Raw genomic sequence first — 22,024 nt, forward strand, 5'->3', positions numbered from 1 at the left:
ATCCCTTAACCGCGTGGAGTCGCAACGGCTGCGAGCTTGGGCGCGGTTTTTTCCGGCGCCACTTGCTCCAGGTTGCTGGCTTCAAGCGCTTGTCGTTGTTGTGCCAAGGCCGCGAGGGTTTCCTTGCTGGCCATCGGGATGGTTTCCGGAGCGACCGGCGACCCAGGGCGCACGCGCTGCAGGCCCTTGACGATAATGGTGTCGTCCTTGTTCAGGCCGCTGCGTACGATGCGCAAACCTTCGATCTTCGGCCCCAGTTCCACCGAGCGATACGCCGGCTTGTCGCCGTCCATCACCAGCACGAACTTCTTGCCCAGGTCAGTGCCCACGGCCTCGTCGTTGATCAGCACGGCGGAGTAGGTGCCGCTGCCGACCAGTTTCAGGCGCGCATACAGGCCAGGGGTGTATTCGCCCTTGCTGTTGTCGAACACGGCGCGACCCCGGATGGTGCCGGTGGCCGGGTTGACCTGGTTGTCGACGAAGTTCATCTGGCCCAGGTGCGGGTTGCCGGTTTCGTTGGACAGGCCCAGGTAGACAGGAGTGGTAGCACCACGGCGGCCTTGGCGAGCCAGCTCGGTGTACTTGAGGAATACGCGCTCATCGGCGTCGAAGTAGGCATAGACCTTGTCGGTGGACACCACGCTGGTGAGCGCGGTGACGTCGGCGGTCACCAGGTTGCCGGCGGTGATTTCGGCACGGCTGACGCGGCCGCTGATCGGCGAGGTCACGCGGGTAAAGCTCAGGTTCAGCTTGGCCAGGTCCAACTGCGCCTGGATCCCGGCGACGGCGGCGCGCGATTCCTGGGCGGCGGTGGTGCGCGAGTCGGCCAGTTCGGCGGAGATCGCATTGCTCTGGCGCAGGCGTTCGCCGCGCTGGGCTTCATTTTCGCTGCGCGAGGCGGCGGCTTTGGTTTGTGCCAGCTGGGCTTCGAGGCGGCGCACTTCAGCCTGGAACGGGCGCGGGTCGATCTGGAACAGCAGGTCGCCTTTCTTCACCAGGGCGCCTTCGATGAAGGCCACCTGATCGATCTGGCCCGAGACACGTGGACGAATCTGCACGGTTTCCGGTGCTTCCAGGCGACCGGTGAATTCGTCCCACTCGTTGACCGGTTGCTCCAGCACCTTCGCCACGCTGACTTTTGCAGGTGGCATGGCGGCCGCTTGTTCCGGGGTCTTGCCGCATGCGCTCATCACCACCACGGCCAAAATCGCCAGGGGAAAGCGCAAATGTTTGAGTGACTGTTCCATGAGGTGCATCCGCCAATGTATTTGAGATGGGCGGATCATGCGCGGCGCTGTGCTATGTCACGAATCGAATGAAGCAAAGGTAACTATCATTCGGAATGATATAAGCGCGAGATTAGCCCTCTAGCATGGGGGTTTCGTTAGGGGGCTATCAATGGGCTTGATGACAAAACACTATTGCGTGCGGTGCAACTCAGGATTTTCTGGGGGGTAGATTTCGGTGTTCCGTGCAGCGTGCGCATGGAAGCGCTAAAAATAAAGGCCCGTTCCTGGCGATGGTCTGCGCGACCGTGGCAAATAACAGCGCGAGGTCTTTGTCGCCCTTGGCTTCGGGGCGGGTGTCCGAGGCTTGATCGGCGGTGTGTGCCGCGTTGCCGGTGCCGGCTGTCGGGAGAGGGGGGATGGCGGTTGTTGGCGGAAGAGGGCGTGCTGGCGTGACAGTCGGCTGGGTGACGGTCGCTGATAGGCTCATGCAGTGTTATCTCGCGGTCTGGTTCAGGCAGAGTCACCCAGCGCGGGTTTTATCGACTGGGCTCGTAGCGTGAGTGAGTCACCGTGAGGTTTGATTCCAATTTTCCGACAGCGGAATGTTATCAATTGCTACCTGCCGGACTGTGCGAAGCGGTCATCCCCAGGCGCGCCTGTTGCCGCAATCAACTTGGGGGCGCCGTGCGTCATCGTGCGTCACCTGGGCTGTCAGTGCGAAATTGTGGACAGGGCCGTGCAGCCCGGAAAATCGACTCCAGTTGCCAGGTATCTGTCGAGCACGCCCGTGCTTCGAGGCTTGGCTGACGACGCGTACTTAAACTGGAGCAAGACATGATTCAATACCTCAAGACTGCCAAACCGGTGGCTGCACAGGCCGAGATCGCGAGCCAGGTTCGTGATGTGGTGGCTGACATCATTGCCAACGTCGGTCGCCAGGGGGATGCCGCCGTCCGTGAGTATTCCCGGCAGTTCGATCAGTGGGACCCGCTCAGCTTTCGTCTGACCGATGAGGAAATTGCTGCCTGCGTCGCCAGCCTCTCGGCGCAAGAGATCGGCGATATCACCTTTGCCCAGGAGCAGGTGCGCCGCTTTGCGCAGGTGCAAAAGGCTGCGCTGGTGGATGTCGAGGTCGAGACCCTGCCGGGCGTGATCCTGGGGCACAAGAACATTCCGGTGAACTCGGTGGGCTGCTATATCCCCGGCGGCAAATACCCGCTGTTGGCGTCGGCGCATATGAGCGTGTTGACCGCCAAGGTCGCCGGCGTCAAGCGCGTGGTGGCCGTGGCGCCGCCGTTCGATGGCCGCCCGCATCCGGCCATCGTCACGGCGATGCACCTGGCGGGCGCTGACGAGATCTACTGCCTCGGCGGGGTGCAGGCCATTGCCGCGCTTGCCTTGGGCACCGACACGTTTGCGCCGGTCGACATGGTCGTCGGCCCCGGTAACGTGTATGTGGCAGAAGCCAAGCGACAGTTGTACGGCAAGATCGGTATCGACCTGATTGCCGGCCCCACCGAAACCCTGGTTATCGCTGACGAAACCTCCGATGCAGAACTGGTGGTCGCCGACCTGCTGGGCCAAGCAGAGCATGGTGTGAACTCTCCGGCGGTGTTCCTGACCAACTGCCGTGCACTCGCCGAGGCGATTCCAGCCGAGATCGAGCGCCAACTGGCGGTCCTGCCGACGGCCGGGGTGGCTGCCATCGCCTGGCGTGACTACGGTGAAATCATCCTGTGCGACAGTGTTGAAGAACTGGTGGAGGAGGCCGATCGCATCGCCTCCGAGCATGTCCAGGTCATGACCCGTGATCCGTTGTATTTCCTCGAGCACATGACCAACTACGGCGCGCTGTTCCTCGGGGAGCGCACCAACGTCTCGTATGGCGATAAAGTCATCGGCACCAACCACACCCTGCCGACCACCAAAGCCGCGCGGTACACCGGCGGGTTGTGGGTGGGCAAGTTCATCAAGACCTGTACGTACCAGCGCGTGCTGACGGATGAGGCCTCGGTGCTGGTGGGCGAATACTGCTCGCGACTCTGTGCGATGGAAGGGTTTGCCGGCCACAAGGAGCAGGCGGATATCCGCATCCGTCGCTACAGGACCACCGCTTGAGTCACGCCCTGCTGCCCGCAATGGGCAGCAGGGCGGCGTTGCTTCTAGTCCTGCCCACCCCAGACAATCGCCGCATTGTCTCCCGTCATGTACTCGCGCACCTCCACCGGCAGCGACAGGTCGGCGGGCAGCAGCACTGTTGCCGCGCGCAGGTGCCGTTTGCGAATCAGGCCTTTTTCCACATAGTTCAACGTCAGCCGGGTGGAGAAGGGCTGGCGATAGGACGATGACGCCACCCCGGTGACCAGCCCATGCAGAAAGCGTATGGGCCGCCGGTGCTGCGGCGTGAGGATTGAGAAAGTGATTTCGTTGCGCTGCTTGCCCTCGAAATCCACCATGAACAATCGGTCGCCCAGCAACAGGCAGAAACCGTGATAGGTGAACGAGTAGCCGGTCTTGCCGCTGCCATCCTGCAATGGGAAGCGCTCGACGGTCACGTACTGCACCATTGTGTCTGCGCGGTAGAGGCACGTCACCGAGCGCAGGATCCGGCCTTTATAGATCGACGAGTTGTGGTAGCGGTAATACACGCCCAGGTAGTCGTCCAGCGCGTGCGCCGAAGCCTTGGCCAGTGGTAGGAAATGATTGAACTGCGCGGAGGCACGCAGCCCGATCGGCAGCTCGTTTTCAAACCCTTCGTAGAACTGCTTGAAGTCGGCCGGGGGACGAAACAGGTCCTCGGCTTCCATCATGAAATAGCGCGCGATTTTCTGCAGGATCTTCTGCGACGGCACATGCTGGCCGGCCAGGTACTTGTTGAACTGCTGGCGGTTCACATCGATCTTGCGGCACATGTCAGCGACTGACCGGCACGACTCCACCAGCGTGGCGAGGTTTCTCTGCACGTTGCCTTGCAGGTCATTGCGCACTTGATGGCGCTCTCCATGGGAGGGGGCGATTACAACTGACATGGGGGCGTGGATCTCCTCGCAAGCGGCTTTTTTAGTTTTTTTTCGGGCAGCGGATCAGGCGTGAGCTGCATGCCGAGCATGCTAGATAGTCTGCAACCGAGCGTCCAGCACGCACTTGCCGGACTGTCGCTGCTGCACATGTGCGTCGGTCTGCGTCACACCACAGCCATCTGCGAAATTGAGCCGCGCGCACGATCTCTCGATACTCGAAACGTCCACGTGGCCTGCTCGCCGGCAGTCCATGAGCGCGTGCATGTCAGCCATCAAGAGCGACCTTCCACGTGGGGCACCTTGCAACATCACTGTCTAAATACTGATGGCCAGCCGCCATTAATTCCAATAACGAAGGGGCCTCAGCCCCTCGACAGGTGATCCATGTTATCGAGCAAACGCGACAACTCCCTGGTTACGCCCAGAATCAAGAAAGCGCGAATGGCCACGTTCGCGGGCTTCATGATCATGGGGGCGCTGTTTTACACCTGGTCGGTCGGGGTGAGCGCGTTTCGAAACCATTTAGGCATGGAGGGAAGCCTCGGCGACCTGAACTTCGGCATGGTCGCCCTGGGGATTGCCATCGGCGGCACCTTCGGTGCATTCATCGTCGGGTATTTCGTCGACCGTTTCGGCCCACGGACCGTGATCCGCACCACCTTGCTGGCCTATCCACTCTCGCTCATCGCCCTGGGGTTCGCCTCGCAATACACCTTCGCGCTGATGTTCGGATGCCTGTTGGGCGCCTTGCGCGGGTCGGTCGATACCGCCCTGAATGCGCACGGTGTGCAGGTCGAACGGTTCTATCAACGCTCCATCATGTCGGCGTTTCATGCGTACTTTTCGTTGGGCGGCTTTCTGTTTGGAATCCTGGCCAGCTACCTCGCCGGCTTTTCTTCCGACAGCGCGATTATTCCCTTCACGGTGGCCGGCGTTTCGCTGGCGCTGCTGAGCCTGCTGACCAGCCAGTTCATGCTCGGCAAGGACGAGCTGCTGCCGGTCAACCACAAACCGACCCACAGCGCCGCCGCGCCCACCGCGCGTAACTGGAGAGTGCTGATGCTGATGGTGGCTTTCGGCGCGCTGCTGATTGCCGGGATGATCAGTGAAAGCTCGGTCAGCGACTGGGGCCAGGAGTTCCTGGTGCGCGAGACCGGCATGACCATCTCGACCGCCGGCCTGGCCATCAGCTTCTTTACCGGCGCCGGGTTTATCGCGCGCATGACCGGTGACTGGCTGGCCGAGCGTATCGGTGCGGCGGCGATGGTGTTCTGCTGCGGCGCCATCTCGATTGTCGGCATCTTCCTGGCAACCCTGAGCCACGCCCCGGTGATGGGCATGGCCGGCTTTGCCCTGCTGGGGCTCGGGCTCGCCTGTATCGCGCCGCTCATGCTGTCGGCGGCGGGGCGCAAGGACCCGGCCAACTCGGGCCGCAATGTCGGCATCGTCAACGGCATCGGGTTTGGCGGCATGCTCGGTGGCCCGGCGGTCTATTCGTACCTGGTGAGCACCTACGGCATCGGCGCGCTGTTCTACATGCCGCTGGTGCTCATGAGCCTGATCGCGATCTTCGGCCCGCTGTTGATGCGGGTCAAACCCGGCGCCTCGGTGGGCCATCCGGCTGCATCCGCAGCCGCCAACAACAGCGAGGCGAAGATTTAAATGCAAGCCACTCCTGAAGTCATCGTGATCGGCAGCGGTGTCGGCGGCGCCATGACCGCCCGCCGCCTGGCCGAACACGGGGTGAACGTGCTGATGCTCGAGCGTGGCGACTGGGTGCCGAAGGAAGCGGACAACTGGCGTGTGGCCTCGGTGTTCTTCGACAAGAAATACACCGCCCACGACACCTGGCTGGATGCCCAAGGCAAGCCGTTTCGCCCGAGCATCTACTACAACGTCGGCGGCTGTACCAAGTTCTATGGCGGCTCGATGATCCGCTACCGCGAGCGGGATTTCGAGGTGCTGCAGCACGAGGAGGGCGTGTCGCCGGCGTGGCCGGTCAGTTACGCCGAGTTCGAACCGTATTACACCCAGGCCGAGCAGATTTTCAAAGTGCACGGTGACGACCGCGACGATCCGTCGGCGCCGTGGCGCAGCAAGCCGTATCCGTACCCTGCGGTGGCGTCGGCGCCTATCGTCGAGCACATGTGCAAGGGCATGCGGGCGGCGGGCGCGCGCACCTCGGCGATGCCGCTGGCGGTCGATTATTCGGCTGACGGCCACTGCACCCTGTGCAAGACCTGCGACGGCTTTCCTTGCCGGATTTCGGCAAAAATGGAGGCAGAGACCGCACTGGTGCAGCCTGCGCTGGCGACGGGCAATGTGACCCTGCGCACCAACACGTTGGTCAAGCGGTTGCTGCTCAGCCAGGACGGCAAGCAAGTGACCGGGGTCGTGGTGGAAAGTGACGGCCAGACTGAAGTACTGACCGCCCGGCTCATCGTGGTCTCCTGTGGCGCCGTCAACAGTGCGGCCTTGCTGCTGCGGTCGGCGTGCGAAGCCGCGCCGAATGGCGTCGCGAACAGCTCGGACGTGGTTGGCCGTTACTACATGGCACACAACCAGACCGCATTGATGGGGTTGTCGCCGCGCCCCAACGACACGGTGTTCCAGAAAACCGTGTCGATGAACGAGTTCTACTTCGGCGCGCCGGATTATCCCTTCCCACTGGGCCATGCGCAGATGCTCGGCAAGCTCCAGGGCGGGATGCTCTCGGCCAATGTGCCGTTCTTGCCCAAGGTGGTCGGCGCCACCATGGCCAAGCACAGCATAGACTGGATTGCCTTCTCGGAAGACCTGCCGGACCCCGACAGCCGTATCCTGATCAAGGACGGCCAGATCCAGATGGCGATCCGCCGCAACAACCTGCGCCCCCACCGTCGGTTCATCAAGAAGATGGTGGCGCTGCTGCGTGCCAGCGGTTACCCGATCGTATTGACCAAGCCGTTGCTCAAGCACTCCACCTCTCACCAGTGCGGCACCGTGCGATTTGGTCGCGACCCGACGACCTCGGCCCTGGACATCTATTGCCGCAGCCATGACCACGCCAACCTGTTCGTGATCGATGCGTCATTCATGCCGTCGTCCGCCGCGGTCAACCCGGCCTTGACCATCGCCGCCCAGGCGCTGCGGGCTGCGGAACATATTCTCGCGACGGAATTCGGCATCACCTCTATCCGGCGGCCTGATGAACAACAGGCCGCGACAATCTCTCTTTACGCCATAGCAGGAGCGCAGCATGACTGATACGAAAACAAAAAAAATGACCGGTGGGCAAATCGTGGTCGAGTACCTTATCCGCGAGAAAGTGCCCTATGTCTTCGGGATCCCGGGGCATGGCAATACCGCGCTGCTGGACGCCTTTGTCGACCGCAAGGATGAGATCACCCTGGTGCCGGCCATGCACGAGCAAGGTGCGTCACACATGGCTGACGGCTTCTACCGCTCCAGCGGGCAAATCGCGGCTGTCTGCGCCTCCATTGGTCCGGGGGCGACCAATACCCTGACGGGGATCGCCACCGCGTTCGCCGACTCGCTGCCGCAACTGGTGATCAGCGGCGGAGTGCACACCTACATGCTGGGCAAAGGCGTGCTGCAGGAACTCGACCGTCCCCACGGCGATAACTTCCCGCGCATGGCGGAACCCGTGGTGAAGCGCTGGTGGCAACCGGGCACGGTGGCGCAGTTGCCCGGGGTGATGACCCAAGCGTTCAACGTGATGCTCGAAGGGCGCCGTGGTCCGACCTTGATCAACCTGCCGCAGGACTTGCAGGCCGAATGTGCGGAAATCGAGTTGCCAGCGCCGCAGACGCACCGTGGCCACGGCCGCCTGCACGGCGACCCGGCCGACATCGCGCGTGCCGTGCACCTGCTGATGTCGGCGGAACGTCCGGTGATCATGGCAGGTGGCGGCGTGATCGCCGCGAACGCCAGTGACGACCTGGTCGCCATCGCCGAACACCTGGGCGCCGCGGTGACCACCTCGTTCATGGGCAAAGGCTCGATCCCCGAGGACCATCCGCTGTATGCCTGGCCGTGCGGCGACCTCGGCTCGATCCCCGGCAATGCGATGACCCGCGAGGCCGATGTGATCCTCGCCGTCGGTTGCCGCTTCAGTGATCGAATCACGTCCTCCTACCGGCCCGGCGTGACCTTCGATATTCCGAACAAGACCCAACTGATCCAGATCGATATCGATGGCTTCGAGCTGGGCAAGAACTACCCGGTGGAAGTCGGCATCGTCGGCGATGCCGGGCCGATCCTGCAGGCGCTGCTGGCCGCATTGCGTGACAGCGGGGCGGCGCGTGACTACAGCACCTCGCCGATGTTCCAGCGCCTGCAGCACCTGAAGGCCAAGTGGGAGGAACACCTGGCGCCGCTGCGTACCTGCAATCAGTCGCCGATGACGGTGTCCCAGGTGTTGTTCGAAGCGCGCAAGATCCTGCCGCGCAACACCATTGTCGTGACCGACTCCAGCAACCCGCAGAACCAGGTGTTCAACGAGTTCCCGGTGTATGGCCCCAAGCAGCACATCACGCCGGGTGGTTTCTCCGGGATCGGGTTTGCGCTGCCAGCCGCCATTGGCGCGAAGATGGGCGCGCCGAATCAGCCGGTGGTTGCCATTTGCGGGGACGGCGCGTTCCTGCAGACCGGCCAGGAGCTGGCGACGGCGGTGATGATGGGCGTACCGGCGATTTTCCTGATCATCAACAACGGTGGCTGGGGCGCGATCCGCAACCTGCAACTGAACATGTTCGGCGAGGACCGCGAAATCATCACCGATTTCCGCACACCGGACGGCGCGTCCTGGTCGGCCAACATTGCCGATTTCGCCAAGTCGCTGGGTGCCGCCGCCGAGCGGGTGACCGACCCGCTGCAGATCGGCGCCGCGGTGGACCGCGCACTCGCGTCCAATCAACCCTACGTGATCGAGGCGATCTGCTCAATCGAGCGCCCCTGGAGCAACATGCACCCCACCGGCTGGTGGGACATCACCGTGCCTGACTACCTGGGCGAGTACCGCGACGAGTATGTGAAGAACCGCGGTTTCTGATGCGCTGATGCCAACTCCCTGCGCTCATGGACGAGCGCGGGGCTTTATTCCAGAACCGATAGGGCCTGCGAAGTGACACCATTCAATCAACAGCGAGCGCTGCAATTCAGTGACCAGTTCGTCGAGTGTTACCTGGTCGAGAACGTAAAAGACTTTACCGTCGAGGCGGGCGTGGTGGTCAACCTCGATCACCGCCCCATGAGCATCGGCGGCCCGGTACCGAGTGTGGTGCCTGCGTGGAAATCCACCATGCTGTTCAACGCCGTGGTCGCCGAGGCCGCACGCATGGCGGTGTTCCGCGTGCGCAGCGAGGTCGACCTGGGCGGCATCGTGCTGGGGGAGTGGGACTGGTTTGGCAACCGCTTTGCCAAGTTTCCGCGCACCACGCCGTTATACATCTCGCGCTACGACGAGATTGGTGCCGTGCGCCTGGACCCGTTCGCCTTCGCCAACCAGCGCGAGGCGGTGGTGGATGCACGCGAGTACACGATTCGCCTCAACCTGTGGTGGGCGCCGACCAACACCGACTGTTACTTGCACAATGAACACCCTTTTGTGGAAATTCATACCCAGATCCACGGGGCAGGGCGCATCCAGTTATTCCGCGAGCGCGACGCAAGCACGCTGTACCGGCAGATCAGCATGGCGCCGGGCTACACGCACGACCCCTTCACCCACGTGGATAGCGAGGGCAGTCCTACCTATCCGTGGCATCGCTACTGGTCGGATTCGGATGCGATCTGGCTGGCCATCGAGTTTCATCCAAAAGGCTGAGGGGATGTCTATGAAACTGGCTGTAGTGACCTGGACACTCGGGCTCAGCGAGCCGCAAGCGGTGCTGGCCAAGGCGCTCGCGCTGGGGCTGGACGGCATCCAGTACTCAGGTGATCACCGCGACGCCTGCCCGGTAGACCTGCGCGAGCAGGCACGTCGGGCAGGCATCACGATTCTTGCGGTCGACCCGATCAATGCCGGGCCGCAGCACAGCGCCGACGCCACGCAGGACCTCGCCGTGGATTACTACCGGAAGGTCATCGATTTCGCAGCCGAGCTGGGCAACGTGCCCGTGACCTTGCAAGGCCTGTCGCTGTGGACACGTAATTGCCCGGATGCTGCCTCGGCGTACGCGCGACTGCTGGCGTGCTGCAAGGTGATCGACGCCTATGCCCAACGCCGCGGCGTGCCCACCTTGTACGAGCCGTGCAACCATTTTGAACTGCCGTTGATCAATACGGCGCAGCAATGCCGGGAGCTGATCCGCGCGGTCGGCAGTGCCAACCTGCGCATGGTGCTGGACAGCTTCCACATGAACATCAATGAACCCGATCCGGTGCAGACGCTGCGCGACTGCGCGCACCTCACCGCGATCTATCACATCTCGGATTCCGGACGAGGCGCTATCGGCACCGGGCACATCGACTTCGCCGCCCAGTACCAGGCATTGGTGGCCAACGGTTTCAGCGGCGATGTGTCCATCGAGCTGGTATTGCCGCATCTGCTTCCAGGGCAGCCGCCGGGCAGCGAGTCCGACTGCCAGGCGCTGGATGCGCAGATACGTGCGAGTGCCCGCCAGTGGCGCGCTTACCAACCGGCAGCCGCTCAAGCCGTTACGGCTGGCGGGTGAGGCCACCAGCACTATCGGCATGCTGGCTGCGTCAGCCTATTAACGGTTGGCGCGGGTAAAACCGCGCGTGTTTGGGCCTTGAAGGCTTCGGCTACCGACGGCCCACGGCAAGGAGGCCAGGTCGAGACTGTTTGCGGTGCAGCGCTTTGTGGATTAAAACAGCCCCCCCGGGATGGTTTACTTCAAGGAGATCTGATGTCCGCAGCGACCGCGTCAACGTTCCAGGTATTTTTTCGCAGAGGGTTCAAGCACCTGCTTGAGCACTGGACACCGTTTACGGTGACGGTGATTTTTCTGGGCACGGGCTTTGGCATGCTCAGCCTCTACATCTACACCAAGGCGATTGGCCGCGCGGATATTTTCATGTCCACGCTGGATGCCAAGTCGGCTCTGCTGGTGTGGGTGCTCGTCGTGATGTTCATGATGACCCTGCAGTTGGCGGTGCTGATGGTGTCGGCATGGTTGTATGGCATGTCGGTTTCATTGCTTTATAGCCGCCGCGACAGCACCCGATGCATCGCGTTGTGCCTGTTGGTGCCGTTGGTGGTCGGGTTCTCCACCTTCATGGCGTTGGCGTTTTACTGGAATGAAGACGTCGGCGCCGGGCAGGCCCTGCTGATTGTTTCGGGCATGACCTTGCTGGCGCTGTTCGGCCTGAATCGGATCAGGCGGGTGCGGGTGCTGATCGCGCAAGGGGCGCCCCGTGGTCATCGGAAGTGGGTGTACGTCCCCCTTGCCATCATGCTGCTGTTTACCGTGGTCTCCGGGACATTGCCGACACTGTTGATCCTCGACAGCTATGTCGGCCAGGACGATGCCGCGGCGGTCAGGTTTGTCGCGCTGTTCTCGATTGGTTCCTTTGTGTTCAGCCTGATCCCGGCGCTGTTGTTTTTCGTGGTCAAGGGCAGCCTGTTGCGCCGGGTATCCACAGTGGCCGCATCGGTGGTGATGTTCTTCGTCCTGTTCCTGCTGTCCGCGCGCGGGCCGATGTCGAGCATTACTTACATCGTCGCGGGCACGTTGGAAATCCGCCAGAACCACGCCGCCCGATTCATCCTGGAGGACCAGGTCAAATTGGGCGATCTGGATTCACTGCAATGGCACACACACCTGCGCGACGACGCACGCGTGCAGGTGGACGCGTACCAGCTGTTTGCATTTGGCGACCTGTTGCTGATTTGCCCGGTGGCTGTGCACGCGGCCAAACTTCATGAACTGCCGCGCTACACCAGACTCTGCTGGTTCACCCGCGCCAGCCGGGTCCATCGCATGCCGCCGCAGATGAGCCTGCATGCGCCGCCGACGGCAAGGTCGATCTGGGCCGGCAAGGCGGCTCAATTCGTCGACTGGCAGCGGGTGCGGATCAACCTTACACCCAGGGTCAGTTTGCTGCGTGAGCGGTCAGGCGGCTGATCACGCCGCCGTCGCCGTGACCTGCCGCCCCGGGATGGCGGCAATCAATTCACGCGTGTAGTCACTGGCCGGCGTGTTGAAAATCTGCTCCACCGAGCCTTGTTCAATCACCCGGCCATTGCGCAACACCAGCACCTGATGGGCAAAGTTGGCCACCACCGACAGGTCATGGGACACCAGCACGTAGGCAATGCCCATCTCCCGCTGCAGCTCTTCGAGCAGGTCGAGGATATGTGCCTGCACCGACACATCCAGCGCGCTGACCGGCTCATCCAGCAGCAACAGGTCGGGTTTCAGCGCCAGCGACCGCGCAATGGCCACCCGCTGGCACTGGCCGCCGGATAGCTCGCGGGGCAGGCGGTCGAGGTAACTGACTGGCAGGTGCACACGGCTGATCAACTCGCGCGCGGCCTGTTCCAGGGCGGGGCCCTTGAGCAGACCGAACGACACCAGCGGCTCGACGATGCTGTCGAATACGGTGAAGCGCGGGTCCAGCGCGGCGAACGGGTTTTGTTGCACCAGCTGCAGGCGCTGGCGCAGCGGGCGGAAGTCGCGCCAACTGAGGTCGGTCACGTCCTGTTGCTCGAACCAGACCCGGCCACGGCTGGGCTTCTCCAGCCCCAGGGCGATGCGCAGCGCGGTGCTCTTGCCCGAGCCCGACTCACCGACGATGGCCAGGGTTTGTCCGGGGTAGACCTGCAGGGTCAGGTCCTCCAGCGCTACAAACGCTGGGTCTTCGCCTTTGACCTTGGGCAGCACGAACGTCTTGCCGACGTTTTGCAGGCGCAGGATCGGCTGCCGGGTGGGATCAATGTGGATAGGCGGCTCACGGCGCCTGGCGAACGCCGGCGCTGCGGCGATCAGCGCGCGGGTGTAGTCGTGCTGGGGGGCGACGAGGATCTGCCGGGGTGGGCCTTGCTCGACCACTTCGCCTTGCTGCATCACCAGGATGCGGTCGGCGCGGTCAAGCGCCACGCCCAGGTCATGGGTGATGATCAGCAGCGAAATCCCGCGCTCACTGACCAGGCGCTGCAAGTGGTCGAGGATTTTGCGCTGCACGGTGACGTCGAGGGCGCTGGTCGGCTCGTCGGCGATGATCAGCCGCGGGTTGCCGGCCAGGGCGATGGCGATCAGCACGCGCTGGCGCATGCCGCCGGAAAGCTCATGGGGATACTGGCGTGCGCGCAGCACCGGCTTGTCGATACCGACCTGTTGCAGCAACTCGACGATGTCGGCGTCAACCCCGGGGTAGCGCTTGCCCTTGGCCAACACCAGCGCTTCGCCGATCTGCTGGCCGACGCGCAGGGTCGGGTTGAGGCTGACCATCGGATCCTGGGGCACCAGGCCGATGGTACGCCCGCGCAGCTGGCGTTTCTGGCGCTCGTTGGCGTGGGTGAGATCGGTGCCGTCGATCCACAGTTCGCCGGCGCTGATCTGCGCGTTGTCCGGCAACAGGCCGAGGATTGCATTGGCCAGGGTGGTCTTGCCCGAGCCGGACTCGCCGACAATCGCCAGTGTCTCGCCCTGGGCGAGGCTCAGTGACAGGCGATTGACCGCCGCCTGGCCGTGTCGGTAGCTGACACTCAGTTGGCGCACATCGACTAACGGGTGAAGGGCGCTCATCGCTGGATCTCCTCGAAGGTGCGGGCGATATGGTTAAGGCTGAACACCACTGCGACCAGGAACAGGCCGGGCAGCAGCGAGACCCACGGTGCGGTGATCAGGAAGTGCCGGCCGTTGGCGATCAGCGTGCCCCATTCCGCCGCAGGTGGTGCGGCGCCGAAACCGAGAAAGCTCAAGCCGGCGGTGGCCAGGATGGCCGCGCCGAAATCCAGGGTGGCCAACACTGCCACCGGGCCCCAGGCGTTGGGCAGGATGTGCCGCAGCAAGGTCCGTCGCCAACTGGCGCCGCCCAGGCGTGCGGCTTCGACGTAGGGCAGGGTCTTGACCCGCAGCACCTCGGCGCGGGTCGTACGGGCGAAGCCGGGGATAATCCCCACGCCTACCGCGATGGCCACCGGCACCGTGCCGAAGCCGATCGCGGTGACGATCGCCAACGCCAGCAACAGCCCCGGCAGGGCCAGCAGCACGTCGACAAAGCGCATGATCACTGCGTCGATGCGACCACCGGCAAAGCCGGAGACAATCCCCAGGCCCAGCCCGCCCAGCAACGCGATCCCTACCGCGAGGAAGGCCGCCAGCACCGACAGGCTGGAGCCGTAGACCACGCGGGTATACAGGTCACGCCCCAGCTCATCGGTGCCGAACCAGTGCGTCGGGTTCGGCGCGCTGAGCTTGACCGCCGGCGCGGTGGCGTAAGGGTCGAAGTGGGTCAGCCAGTGCGGCGCGACGGCCGCGACCAGGGCGAACAGCACGATCAGCACCGCCAGGCTGAAACCCGGCCGGCGCAACAACGGCAACACGCTGGCTTGTGCACGCTGCAGGCGGCTGCGACGACGCCATACGGGGCTGGCCGCGAGGGTTTTTCGGCCAAGATTCTGCTCGAGGATGGTCATGGTCTACGACACCTTTGGCGTGTGGGAGATTCGCGGGTCAAGCCAGGGGTAGAGCAGGTCGACCAACAGGTTGACCAGGACAAACGCCGCCGCCGAGACAGCGACAATCGCCAGCACCACCGGAATGTCCTGGCGCAGCACGGCTTCCTGGGCCAGGCGGCCGATGCCTGAGCGCGCGAAGATGGTTTCCACCAGCACCGCACCGGACACCGTGTTGCCCACCTGCAGGCCGATCAGGGTGAGGATCGGCAGCGCGGCGTTCTTGAATCCGTGCCGTGCCTGCACCTGGCCACGGGTGAGGCCCTTGGCGTAGGCGGTGACGATGTACGACTGTTGCCACACCCCTTGGAAACTGCGCTGCAGCACCTGGGCGTACACCGCCGCACTCGGAATCGCCAGGGTGATCGCCGGCAGCACCAGGCTTTCAACCCCCCGGCTGCCGGTGGCGGGGAACCAGCCCAGGCCGAACGCGAATACCTGGATCAGCAGCAGGCCCATCCAGAACACCGGCACCGAGAAACCCAGGGACGGCAGGCGCGCCAGGGCTTTTTTCAACGGCGCCCACCGGATGTAGGCGGTCAGGTAGGCCAGGCCCACCCCGCCGATCAGCGACAGCACAATCGCCAGGCCGGCCAGGGACAGCGTCTGCGGCAGGCGCTCGGCAAGCAACTCGGCTACCGGGCGGTTGAGCGAAAGGGATTGGCCGAAATCGCCGCGCACCGCGCCCAGCAGCAGGTCGAAATATTGCTCGAACACGCCCTTGTCGAGCCCGTAGTAGGCGCGCGCCTTGGCCAGGTCCGCCACCGACAGCGAATCGGCTTCCATGCCCGAGGCACTGAGCATGATCGACAGGGTGTCACCCGGCAGCAGGTACAAAATGAAATAGGTGATGCTGTAGGCCCCCCACAGCACCAGCAGGGCCTGGCCGACGCGGCCGATCAGGTAGCGGCTCATGGCGTGCCGACCTCGATATCACCCAGCAGCGCGAAGCCCTCGGCGGTCCAGCGGAAGTTTTTCACCTTGGCCGAGGTCGCCGCTTGCCACACGCGCTCATACACCGGGAACGCCGAGCTTTGATCAATCAGCAAGTCCTGCAGGTCACCGTAGGCCGTGGCGCGTTGTGGGCCTTGGGTCGCGGTGATGCCGGCATCGAACAGGCCCTTGGCCTTTTCCAGGACCGCCGGTTCATAGGTGTTGGTGGCCACGGTCGAGCTGTTGGCGCTGCGCGGGTCGAGGATGGTTTGCAGGATGATCGGGTCGGCGCGGGTCATGTAGTTGATCGTCAGGTCATAGTTGCCTGCGGAGTTGTTGGCGACCCATTCGGCGCGGGTGACCACGCTGAGTTTCAACTCGATGCCGACCTTGCGCAGTTGATCCTGGATCAGCACGTCACCGGCGGTTTCGGCCGGGCTGATGTTGTAGCTCAGGGTCAGGCGCTTGCCGTTTTTCTGCCGGTAGCCATCGGCGCCTTTGGCCCAGCCGGCCTGGTCCAGCAGTTGCTCGGCGCCCTGCGGGTCGTACGCCAGCTTGTTGCCCTGGCTTTTGAAGTAGGGCGTGGTCACATCGAAAATGCCGTCGACCACCGGGAATTCGGCGTTGTAGACCGTGCTCGCGTAGCTCTTGCGGTCCAGGGACTTCTGCACGGCCAGGCGCACGTGCTGGTCCGCCAGAATGCGCTCGCCACGGGTGTTGGGGTACAGGTTCAGCGCCGGGCCCGGCAGCGAACGGCTCTGGATGGTCGCGCCCTTGGACTGGAACAGCTTCAGGTCGACTTCCGAGAACGGATTGCGCGGCCACAGGATATCGGCCTTGCCCTGCAGGAACAGGCCGTTGCGCACGCTCTCTTCGGGGATGTAGCTGATGTCCACGCTCTCCAGGTGCGCCTCGCCGGGGTTTTTCATATTGGCCGACGGCCACGCGTAGCCCTTGCGTTTGGTCAGGTGCGCGCCGACTTCCGGCGTGTAGCTGGCGAGCACGAACGGCCCGGTGCCGATGATTTTGCCCAGGGAGCGCTCCTTGGCCGTCAGCGCGTAGGAGGCGGGCGCGAGGATCGCCAGGTTAGTGGTGGACGTCGCTTGCAGGAACCCTGCGTTGGGCTTGGCGAGCACCAGCTTGACAGTGAAGTCATCGACCACTTCGGCGTGATCGAACCCGGCGAGGTAGGTGGCGCCGAAGGTGGCCGGCAGCTCGGTGGCCAGCGCCTTGTCGCTGTCGAATGCGGTTTTCACCGCCTTGGCATCGAAGCGCTCGCCGTTGCTGAAGGTCACGTCATTGCGCAGGTGGAAGGTGTAGGTCAGCGCGTCGTCACTGATCTCCCAGCTTTTGGCCAGCCAGGGGATGATCTTGCCGGTTTCCGGATCCTGGTCGGTGAGGGACTCGGCGACATTGCGCAGCAGCACGCGGTGTTCCAGCCAGTAGACCTGGAATGGATCGACGCTGACCAGGGTGGTGTTATCGCCGAAGAACGCGATGTTCAGGGTTTTGCCCGCCTGGGTGTCATTCCCGGGCGAGCAGGCGGCGAGGCTCAGCGCCAGGGCGCACGGGGCCAGCAGACGGCTCATCAAGTTGGAGGTATTCAATGGGTTGCCCTCATGTGGCGATGCGTGTGCATGCAAGGTGTGGATCAGAAGTCGTAGGCGAGCTTGGTGTACCAGTAGCCGCCGCCGGGGTAGAACGGCGGGTTGCCGTAGGGCGCCAGGCCCAGGTTGCTGTAGACGGCATGCTTGTCCGGGCGCACGTCGAAGATATTGGTGCCGCCGATGCTGACGGTGATGCTGTCGACGAAGGTGTAGCTGACGTCGAGGTCGGTGATCCATTTGGCGCCGAAGCTGCGGTCGCCGGTGGGGTTGACTGCCAGGGTCTTGACCGCGCCATAGCGGGCGGTTTGCAGGTTGACCGCGAGGTCATCGACCTTCCAGTTGGCGCCCAGGATCCACTTGGTCTTGGGCGTGGCATCGGTGAGGTCGCCCTGGCGATCACGGCCGACCAGGGTCACGCCGGAATTGGCCAGCGCCGCCGGCGTGTCCGGGGTGCCTTCGATGGTGGTCTTGTTCCAGTTGAAGCCCAGGCTCCAGCGCACGTCGCCCCAGGCATCCAGCGGCGTGGTGTGGTCAGCCACCACATCCAGGCCTTTGGTGCGGGTGTCGAACGCGTTGGTGTAGTAGTTGACCCAGGTGCCGGTGGGCACACCTTGTGCGGCGAGGATCGCGTTGATCGCGCCGTTGCCACGGTCGTAGATGTTGCTGGTCAGTGCGATGCGGTCATCGATGTCGATCAGGTAGGCGTCGGCGGTAATGCTGGTGCGCGGCGCCGGTTGCCAGGTCAGGCCGAGGCCGAGGTTGCGCGATTTTTCCGGCTTGAGATCATCGCCCCCCAGCGCCTTGGCCAGGTTGCTGCCGGACGGCGTCAGGCGCGTCACGGCGGGCACCACGTTGCCGTTCACATCGGTCGCCACGCGGTTGTCGGCCACGGTATAGCCGATCTGCGTCAGCGACGGCGCGCGGAAACCGGTGCCAACCGTGCCGCGTACCGCCACGGTGTCGGTCAGTTCGTAGCGTGAGTTGAGCTTCAGGCCGAAGGTGTTGCCCGAGTCATCGTCGTAGTGCTCGACCCGACCGGCGAGGTCGAGGAACCAGCGCTCGGTCAGGTCAAAACCCAGGTCCAGGTAGCCGGCGTAGTTGTTGCGGATCAGGCTGACTTCATCTTCAGGACGGATCGTCACCGCCGCCTGCGCGCCAGAGGCCGCCGGGTAAGTCCCGGTGATGTAGGCTTCGCGGTCGCCGGCAAAGGTACTGAAATGCTCCCAGCGGTGTTCCAGGCCGGCCGAGACTTGCACCGGCGACGTCAGGTTGAACAGGCTGTCGTAGCGGCGCGTGAAGTCGAGGTTGTTGACCCATTGCTCGAAGCGGAAGGTGGCAAGGTTGTCGAATTTGGTCGGCGAGGCGGTGCCCAGCGACGGGTTGATATTGAGGTCGCTGGAATGGTGGACGTTGTTGCGCCCGTAGGTGGTGCTCAGGTCCCAGTTCCAGTCGGCCACCTGGCCCTTGCCGCCGAACAGCAGCTGGTAGTCACGGTCCTTGATGTTGTTGAGTGGGAAATAACCGTCGGGGAACACCTCGGGCACGGCGGCCGTGCCGGTTGGCAGACGGAAATAGTTGGCAGCCTCGGCATCGCGCTCGCCGTAGGTGGAGAACGAATACAGGGTCAGGTCTTCGAGTGGCAACTCGGCGTTGTAGGCGAGGTTGAAGGCCTTGAGATCGGGGTCGCCGTTCTTGATCGCCACGCGATCCCACGCCGCTTCTTTTGCCGGGTCGGCAAATGCGCGCACGCTGTTGTCGGCCTTGTCGTTCCATGAGGCTTCACCGCGTTTGCGCGCATCTGCCGAGAAGTGGAAAAACCCGCCATCACCGAGCTTGAAGCCCTGGTCGCCGGCGACCTTGATAGTTTCGCCCTGGCCCGAATACAGCTGCCCGTAACTGGTTTCCAGGTGCCCACCGTTGTTGGTGGACTTGAGGATGATATTGATCACGCCAGCTACCGCGTCCGAGCCGTATTGCGCGGCAGCGCTGTCTTTGAGGACTTCGATATGGTCCACCGCGCTGACCGGGATCAGGTCGATGTCCACCGCATTCGCACCGCTGTTGTCGATCGAACCGCGCTGGCCGGTAGCACCGTTGTGCCGGCGTTTGCCGTTGACCAGCACCAGCGTGTAGGCCGGGCCGAGGCTGCGGTTGCTCAGGGGGCGCGTCACCGAGTTGTAGCCGGCGATATTGGTGCCGAAGTTGAACGACGGCAGCAGCTTGGCAATGGCCTCGGACAACTCGGCGCGGCCGGTCTTGAGCAATTGGTCGCTGTTGATCACATCAATCGGCGCCGGGCTGTCGGCCACGGTGCGCTCCTGGCCGCGCAGGCCGGTGGAGATCACCGTGACGGTGCCGAGCTTGGCATCCTCCTTGGTGGTGTCGGCGAAGGAGGGCGCGGTGGCCAGCAGCAGGGAGCTGGTCACCAATGACCAATGGAGTTTTTTCAGCGGTTTAGGGAATTGAATATCTGGCATATCGAGAAGGATCCATTCAGCCTGCGGGAGGCTCCTGGTGGTCGGGGTACGTCCTCCGCCAGGCATGGGGTCGGTCTGTGATACGAAGATATTCCTATAAAAAACCTGAGTGAAAGTCTTTTTTGGAATAAGCTAATTATTAGACATTGTTATCTTATGAATTAATAAGATCATCTATTTTTATTATGTCGTGTGCATCAACCTTGCCCCCGGGCGGCGAAGACCTCCTTGAGCACCGGCACCGCCGACATCGCCTTCGGCCAGCCCACGTAGAACGCCAGGTGCGTCACCCCCTCGGCGGCCTGGGCCTGGCTCAGGCCGTTGTCCAGCGCGCGGTTGAGGTGGAAGGGCAGTTGCGCCGCCTGGCCCTGGGCGATCAACGCGGCGACGGTGACCAGGCTGCGGTCGCGGGCGCTGAGAGTGCTTTGGCGCCACAGGTCCGCGAACAACACTTCATTGGTGTAGCGCGCGAGCTGCGGGGCCACACCGCCGACACCGGCGTCGACAGCGGCGCGGCGCTTGGCTTCACTGTCGGGGTCCAGCGTCAGGGCGGCGCCTGCCGGCGGCGAGATCTGCTCGTCCGGGATGTTTCGTTCAATGAACACCTGCTTGGCGACTGCGGCAGCGGACATCGCGTTCGGCCAGCCTGAATAGAACGCCAGGTGGGTGATCAGCGCGCTGATCTCGCTGGGCGTGAGGCCATTGTCGAGGCCCAGCTTGAGGTGGTCCGCGAGTGCCGACACCTGTCCGTTGGCGATCAGCGCCGACACGGTGATCAGGCTGCGATCACGCGGTGCCAGCTCGGTACGTTTCCACACCTCACCGAATAACAGCTCGGTGGTGTAGGCATACAGTTGCGGCGTGACTTCCAGCACCGCAGAGGAGGGCTTTGGGTCCGGACGCGGCTGGGCTTGATCGGCATCTACGACAGCCGCGTAGAGCAGGGTGGCGAAGGTGGTGGCGGTCAACAGTTTCATCGGGCGCTCCTTAAGCAGGTGAGCCCCATGGTCGGCAGCTGGCTTGCATTGATTAAGCCGCATAACCGGCATGCGTTTATGAGTCCGGCTCATCAATTCATCGCGCGGTCGGATTGATCTGCGATACGCTGCACCTTCATCACCCTATGAATGAGGTTCATCAATGGCACGCGAAGGCTACGGCGACCTGTTGGCTTTTGTGGCGGTCGCGCGTGAACGCAGCTTCACCCGGGCGGCCGCTCAGCTGGGCGTTTCGCAATCAGCCCTGAGTCATACCGTGCGGGCGCTCGAAGCCCGACTGGGCGTGCGCCTGCTGACGCGAACGACCCGCAGCGTGGCGCCGACCGAGGCCGGCGAGCAGCTGTACAACAAGCTGGCGCCACGCTTTGACGAGATCGAGTCGGACCTGGCCGAAATCCTCGAACTGCGCGATTCGCCGCGCGGCACGGTGCGTATCTCGGCCACCGACTACGCAGCGAATGCGCTGCTGTGGCCGCGCCTGTCAGCGTTCATGCCGCGCTATCCCGACATCAAGGTCGAAATCATCACCGACTATGGCCTGACCGATATCGTCGCCGAGCGCTATGACATTGGCGTGCGCCTGGGCAACCAGGTGGCCCAGGACATGATCGCCGTGCGTATCGGCCCCGACCTGCGCATGGCCATGGTCGCGTCGCCGGCCTACCTGCAAGCCCACCCGGCGCCGCAGGCCCCGGACGAGCTGGCCGCGCACAACTGCATCAACCTGCGCCTGCCGACCCACGGCGGCTGCTATGCATGGGAGTTGGCCAACGGCGACCGCGAAGTGCAGGTGCGGGTGCAGGGCCAACTGACGTTCAACGGCACCTACCCGATGCTGGCGGCGGCGCTGGACGGCTGCGGCGTGGCGTACCTGCCCGAAGACCTGGCCAAAGAGCACGTGGCGGCGGGTCGCCTGTGCTGGGTGCTTGAAGAATGGTTTCCGACTTTTCCCGGCCTGCACATCTACTACCCGAGTCGACGCCAATCTTCGCGGGCGTTGAACCTGGTGGTGGAGGCGCTGCGCTATAACACTTGATCACTCATGAGGCAGGCTCATGGCCGTATCCTTCTTTAGCGCCTTAATCATCAATGCGCATTGGCCTAGGATCCGTCTA

General features: G+C 63.4%; 16 protein-coding genes. 8 read left to right on the forward strand and 8 right to left on the reverse strand.

What is annotated here, in order from left to right; translation table 11 throughout:
- Nucleotides 1–5 precede the first annotated feature (5 nt).
- Nucleotides 6–1,247, reverse strand: coding sequence for a multidrug efflux RND transporter periplasmic adaptor subunit MexE (gene mexE / locus AC07OJ_RS02350; protein WP_495093826.1), 1,242 nt, complete (start codon nucleotides 1,245–1,247; stop codon nucleotides 6–8).
- An 816-nt stretch (nucleotides 1,248–2,063) separates the two neighbouring features.
- Here mexE and hisD point away from each other — a divergent pair.
- On the forward strand, nucleotides 2,064–3,347 hold the full coding sequence (gene hisD, locus AC07OJ_RS02355; RefSeq protein WP_495093827.1) for a histidinol dehydrogenase: 1,284 nt from the start codon (nucleotides 2,064–2,066) through the stop codon (nucleotides 3,345–3,347).
- A gap of 44 nt (nucleotides 3,348–3,391) precedes the next feature.
- On the opposite strand, the gene AC07OJ_RS02360 is transcribed toward hisD, so the two are convergent.
- Nucleotides 3,392–4,258: a helix-turn-helix transcriptional regulator gene (locus AC07OJ_RS02360; RefSeq protein ID WP_065905153.1), complete on the reverse strand. Its 867-nt coding sequence runs from the start codon at nucleotides 4,256–4,258 to the stop codon at nucleotides 3,392–3,394.
- A 432-nt stretch (nucleotides 4,259–4,690) separates the two neighbouring features.
- Here AC07OJ_RS02360 and AC07OJ_RS02365 point away from each other — a divergent pair, with 432 nt between their 5' ends.
- The 6 genes from AC07OJ_RS02365 to AC07OJ_RS02390 all read left to right on the forward strand — a co-directional run bounded on the left by AC07OJ_RS02365 (nucleotide 4,691) and on the right by AC07OJ_RS02390 (nucleotide 12,339).
- Nucleotides 4,691–5,911 (forward strand): MFS transporter, encoded by a 1,221-nt coding sequence (locus tag AC07OJ_RS02365; RefSeq protein WP_495093828.1) that lies wholly within the window; start codon nucleotides 4,691–4,693, stop codon nucleotides 5,909–5,911.
- The gene (locus AC07OJ_RS02370) at nucleotides 5,912–7,495 is read left to right on the forward strand and encodes a GMC family oxidoreductase (RefSeq protein WP_495093829.1); all 1,584 of its coding nucleotides are present in this window, start codon (nucleotides 5,912–5,914) and stop codon (nucleotides 7,493–7,495) included.
- A complete protein-coding gene (locus AC07OJ_RS02375; RefSeq protein WP_162946080.1) occupies nucleotides 7,488–9,302 on the forward strand; it encodes a thiamine pyrophosphate-binding protein in 1,815 nt (604 codons plus the stop codon). The genes AC07OJ_RS02370 and AC07OJ_RS02375 overlap by 8 nt, the downstream gene beginning before the upstream one ends.
- 72 nt (nucleotides 9,303–9,374) lie before the next feature.
- Complete coding sequence (locus AC07OJ_RS02380) at nucleotides 9,375–10,076, forward strand: hypothetical protein (RefSeq protein ID WP_495093830.1); 702 nt, start codon at nucleotides 9,375–9,377, stop codon at nucleotides 10,074–10,076.
- Nucleotides 10,077–10,086: 10 nt separating this feature from the next.
- Nucleotides 10,087–10,926 carry a sugar phosphate isomerase/epimerase family protein gene (locus AC07OJ_RS02385; protein WP_495093831.1) on the forward strand — a complete coding sequence of 280 codons (840 nt, stop codon included), beginning with the start codon at nucleotides 10,087–10,089 and terminating at the stop codon, nucleotides 10,924–10,926.
- 195 nt (nucleotides 10,927–11,121) lie between these two features.
- Entirely contained in the window at nucleotides 11,122–12,339 is a 1,218-nt protein-coding gene (locus AC07OJ_RS02390) for a hypothetical protein (RefSeq protein ID WP_201144321.1), read from the forward strand.
- On the opposite strand, the gene AC07OJ_RS02395 is transcribed toward AC07OJ_RS02390, so the two are convergent.
- From AC07OJ_RS02395 to AC07OJ_RS02420, 6 genes are all read right to left on the reverse strand, one after another.
- Entirely contained in the window at nucleotides 12,340–13,962 is a 1,623-nt protein-coding gene (locus AC07OJ_RS02395; protein WP_495093832.1) for a dipeptide ABC transporter ATP-binding protein, read from the reverse strand.
- On the reverse strand, nucleotides 13,959–14,855 hold the full coding sequence (locus AC07OJ_RS02400) for an ABC transporter permease (RefSeq protein WP_065905050.1): 897 nt from the start codon (nucleotides 14,853–14,855) through the stop codon (nucleotides 13,959–13,961). Before AC07OJ_RS02400 ends, AC07OJ_RS02395 begins: the two co-directional genes overlap by 4 nt.
- Before the next feature lie 3 nt (nucleotides 14,856–14,858).
- A complete protein-coding gene (locus tag AC07OJ_RS02405) occupies nucleotides 14,859–15,809 on the reverse strand; it encodes an ABC transporter permease (RefSeq protein ID WP_495093833.1) in 951 nt (316 codons plus the stop codon).
- On the reverse strand, nucleotides 15,806–17,416 hold the full coding sequence (locus AC07OJ_RS02410) for an ABC transporter substrate-binding protein (RefSeq protein WP_495094260.1): 1,611 nt from the start codon (nucleotides 17,414–17,416) through the stop codon (nucleotides 15,806–15,808). The genes AC07OJ_RS02405 and AC07OJ_RS02410 overlap by 4 nt, the downstream gene beginning before the upstream one ends.
- A 62-nt stretch (nucleotides 17,417–17,478) precedes the next feature.
- Complete coding sequence (locus tag AC07OJ_RS02415) at nucleotides 17,479–19,911, reverse strand: TonB-dependent receptor plug domain-containing protein (protein ID WP_282395866.1); 2,433 nt, start codon at nucleotides 19,909–19,911, stop codon at nucleotides 17,479–17,481.
- A 197-nt stretch (nucleotides 19,912–20,108) separates the two neighbouring features.
- Nucleotides 20,109–20,888 carry a carboxymuconolactone decarboxylase family protein gene (locus AC07OJ_RS02420; protein WP_495093834.1) on the reverse strand — a complete coding sequence of 260 codons (780 nt, stop codon included), beginning with the start codon at nucleotides 20,886–20,888 and terminating at the stop codon, nucleotides 20,109–20,111.
- A gap of 163 nt (nucleotides 20,889–21,051) precedes the next feature.
- Between AC07OJ_RS02420 and AC07OJ_RS02425 the strand changes: the two genes are divergently transcribed.
- Nucleotides 21,052–21,945 carry a LysR family transcriptional regulator gene (locus AC07OJ_RS02425; RefSeq protein ID WP_495093835.1) on the forward strand — a complete coding sequence of 298 codons (894 nt, stop codon included), beginning with the start codon at nucleotides 21,052–21,054 and terminating at the stop codon, nucleotides 21,943–21,945.
- Nucleotides 21,946–22,024 lie beyond the last annotated feature (79 nt).

Source organism: Pseudomonas sp. GW821-FHT09C08 (assembly GCF_059418125.1).

What these genes read in the sequence shown, in the direction of transcription:
- AC07OJ_RS02360 (WP_065905153.1), bottom strand. Translation starts at nt 4,258, where the DNA reads ATGTCAGTTGTAATCGCCCCCTCCCATGGAGAGCGCCATCAAGTGCGC.
- AC07OJ_RS02375 (WP_162946080.1), top strand. Translation starts at nt 7,488, where the DNA reads ATGACTGATACGAAAACAAAAAAAATGACCGGTGGGCAAATCGTGGTC.
- AC07OJ_RS02385 (WP_495093831.1), top strand. Translation starts at nt 10,087, where the DNA reads ATGAAACTGGCTGTAGTGACCTGGACACTCGGGCTCAGCGAGCCGCAA.
- AC07OJ_RS02425 (WP_495093835.1), top strand. Translation starts at nt 21,052, where the DNA reads ATGGCACGCGAAGGCTACGGCGACCTGTTGGCTTTTGTGGCGGTCGCG.
- AC07OJ_RS02390 (WP_201144321.1), top strand. Translation starts at nt 11,122, where the DNA reads ATGTCCGCAGCGACCGCGTCAACGTTCCAGGTATTTTTTCGCAGAGGG.
- AC07OJ_RS02400 (WP_065905050.1), bottom strand. Translation starts at nt 14,855, where the DNA reads ATGACCATCCTCGAGCAGAATCTTGGCCGAAAAACCCTCGCGGCCAGC.
- AC07OJ_RS02415 (WP_282395866.1), bottom strand. Translation starts at nt 19,911, where the DNA reads ATGCCAGATATTCAATTCCCTAAACCGCTGAAAAAACTCCATTGGTCA.
- AC07OJ_RS02365 (WP_495093828.1), top strand. Translation starts at nt 4,691, where the DNA reads ATGGCCACGTTCGCGGGCTTCATGATCATGGGGGCGCTGTTTTACACC.
- AC07OJ_RS02410 (WP_495094260.1), bottom strand. Translation starts at nt 17,416, where the DNA reads ATGAGCCGTCTGCTGGCCCCGTGCGCCCTGGCGCTGAGCCTCGCCGCC.
- hisD (WP_495093827.1), top strand. Translation starts at nt 2,064, where the DNA reads ATGATTCAATACCTCAAGACTGCCAAACCGGTGGCTGCACAGGCCGAG.
- AC07OJ_RS02370 (WP_495093829.1), top strand. Translation starts at nt 5,912, where the DNA reads ATGCAAGCCACTCCTGAAGTCATCGTGATCGGCAGCGGTGTCGGCGGC.
- mexE (WP_495093826.1), bottom strand. Translation starts at nt 1,247, where the DNA reads ATGGAACAGTCACTCAAACATTTGCGCTTTCCCCTGGCGATTTTGGCC.
- AC07OJ_RS02420 (WP_495093834.1), bottom strand. Translation starts at nt 20,888, where the DNA reads ATGAAACTGTTGACCGCCACCACCTTCGCCACCCTGCTCTACGCGGCT.
- AC07OJ_RS02395 (WP_495093832.1), bottom strand. Translation starts at nt 13,962, where the DNA reads ATGAGCGCCCTTCACCCGTTAGTCGATGTGCGCCAACTGAGTGTCAGC.
- AC07OJ_RS02405 (WP_495093833.1), bottom strand. Translation starts at nt 15,809, where the DNA reads ATGAGCCGCTACCTGATCGGCCGCGTCGGCCAGGCCCTGCTGGTGCTG.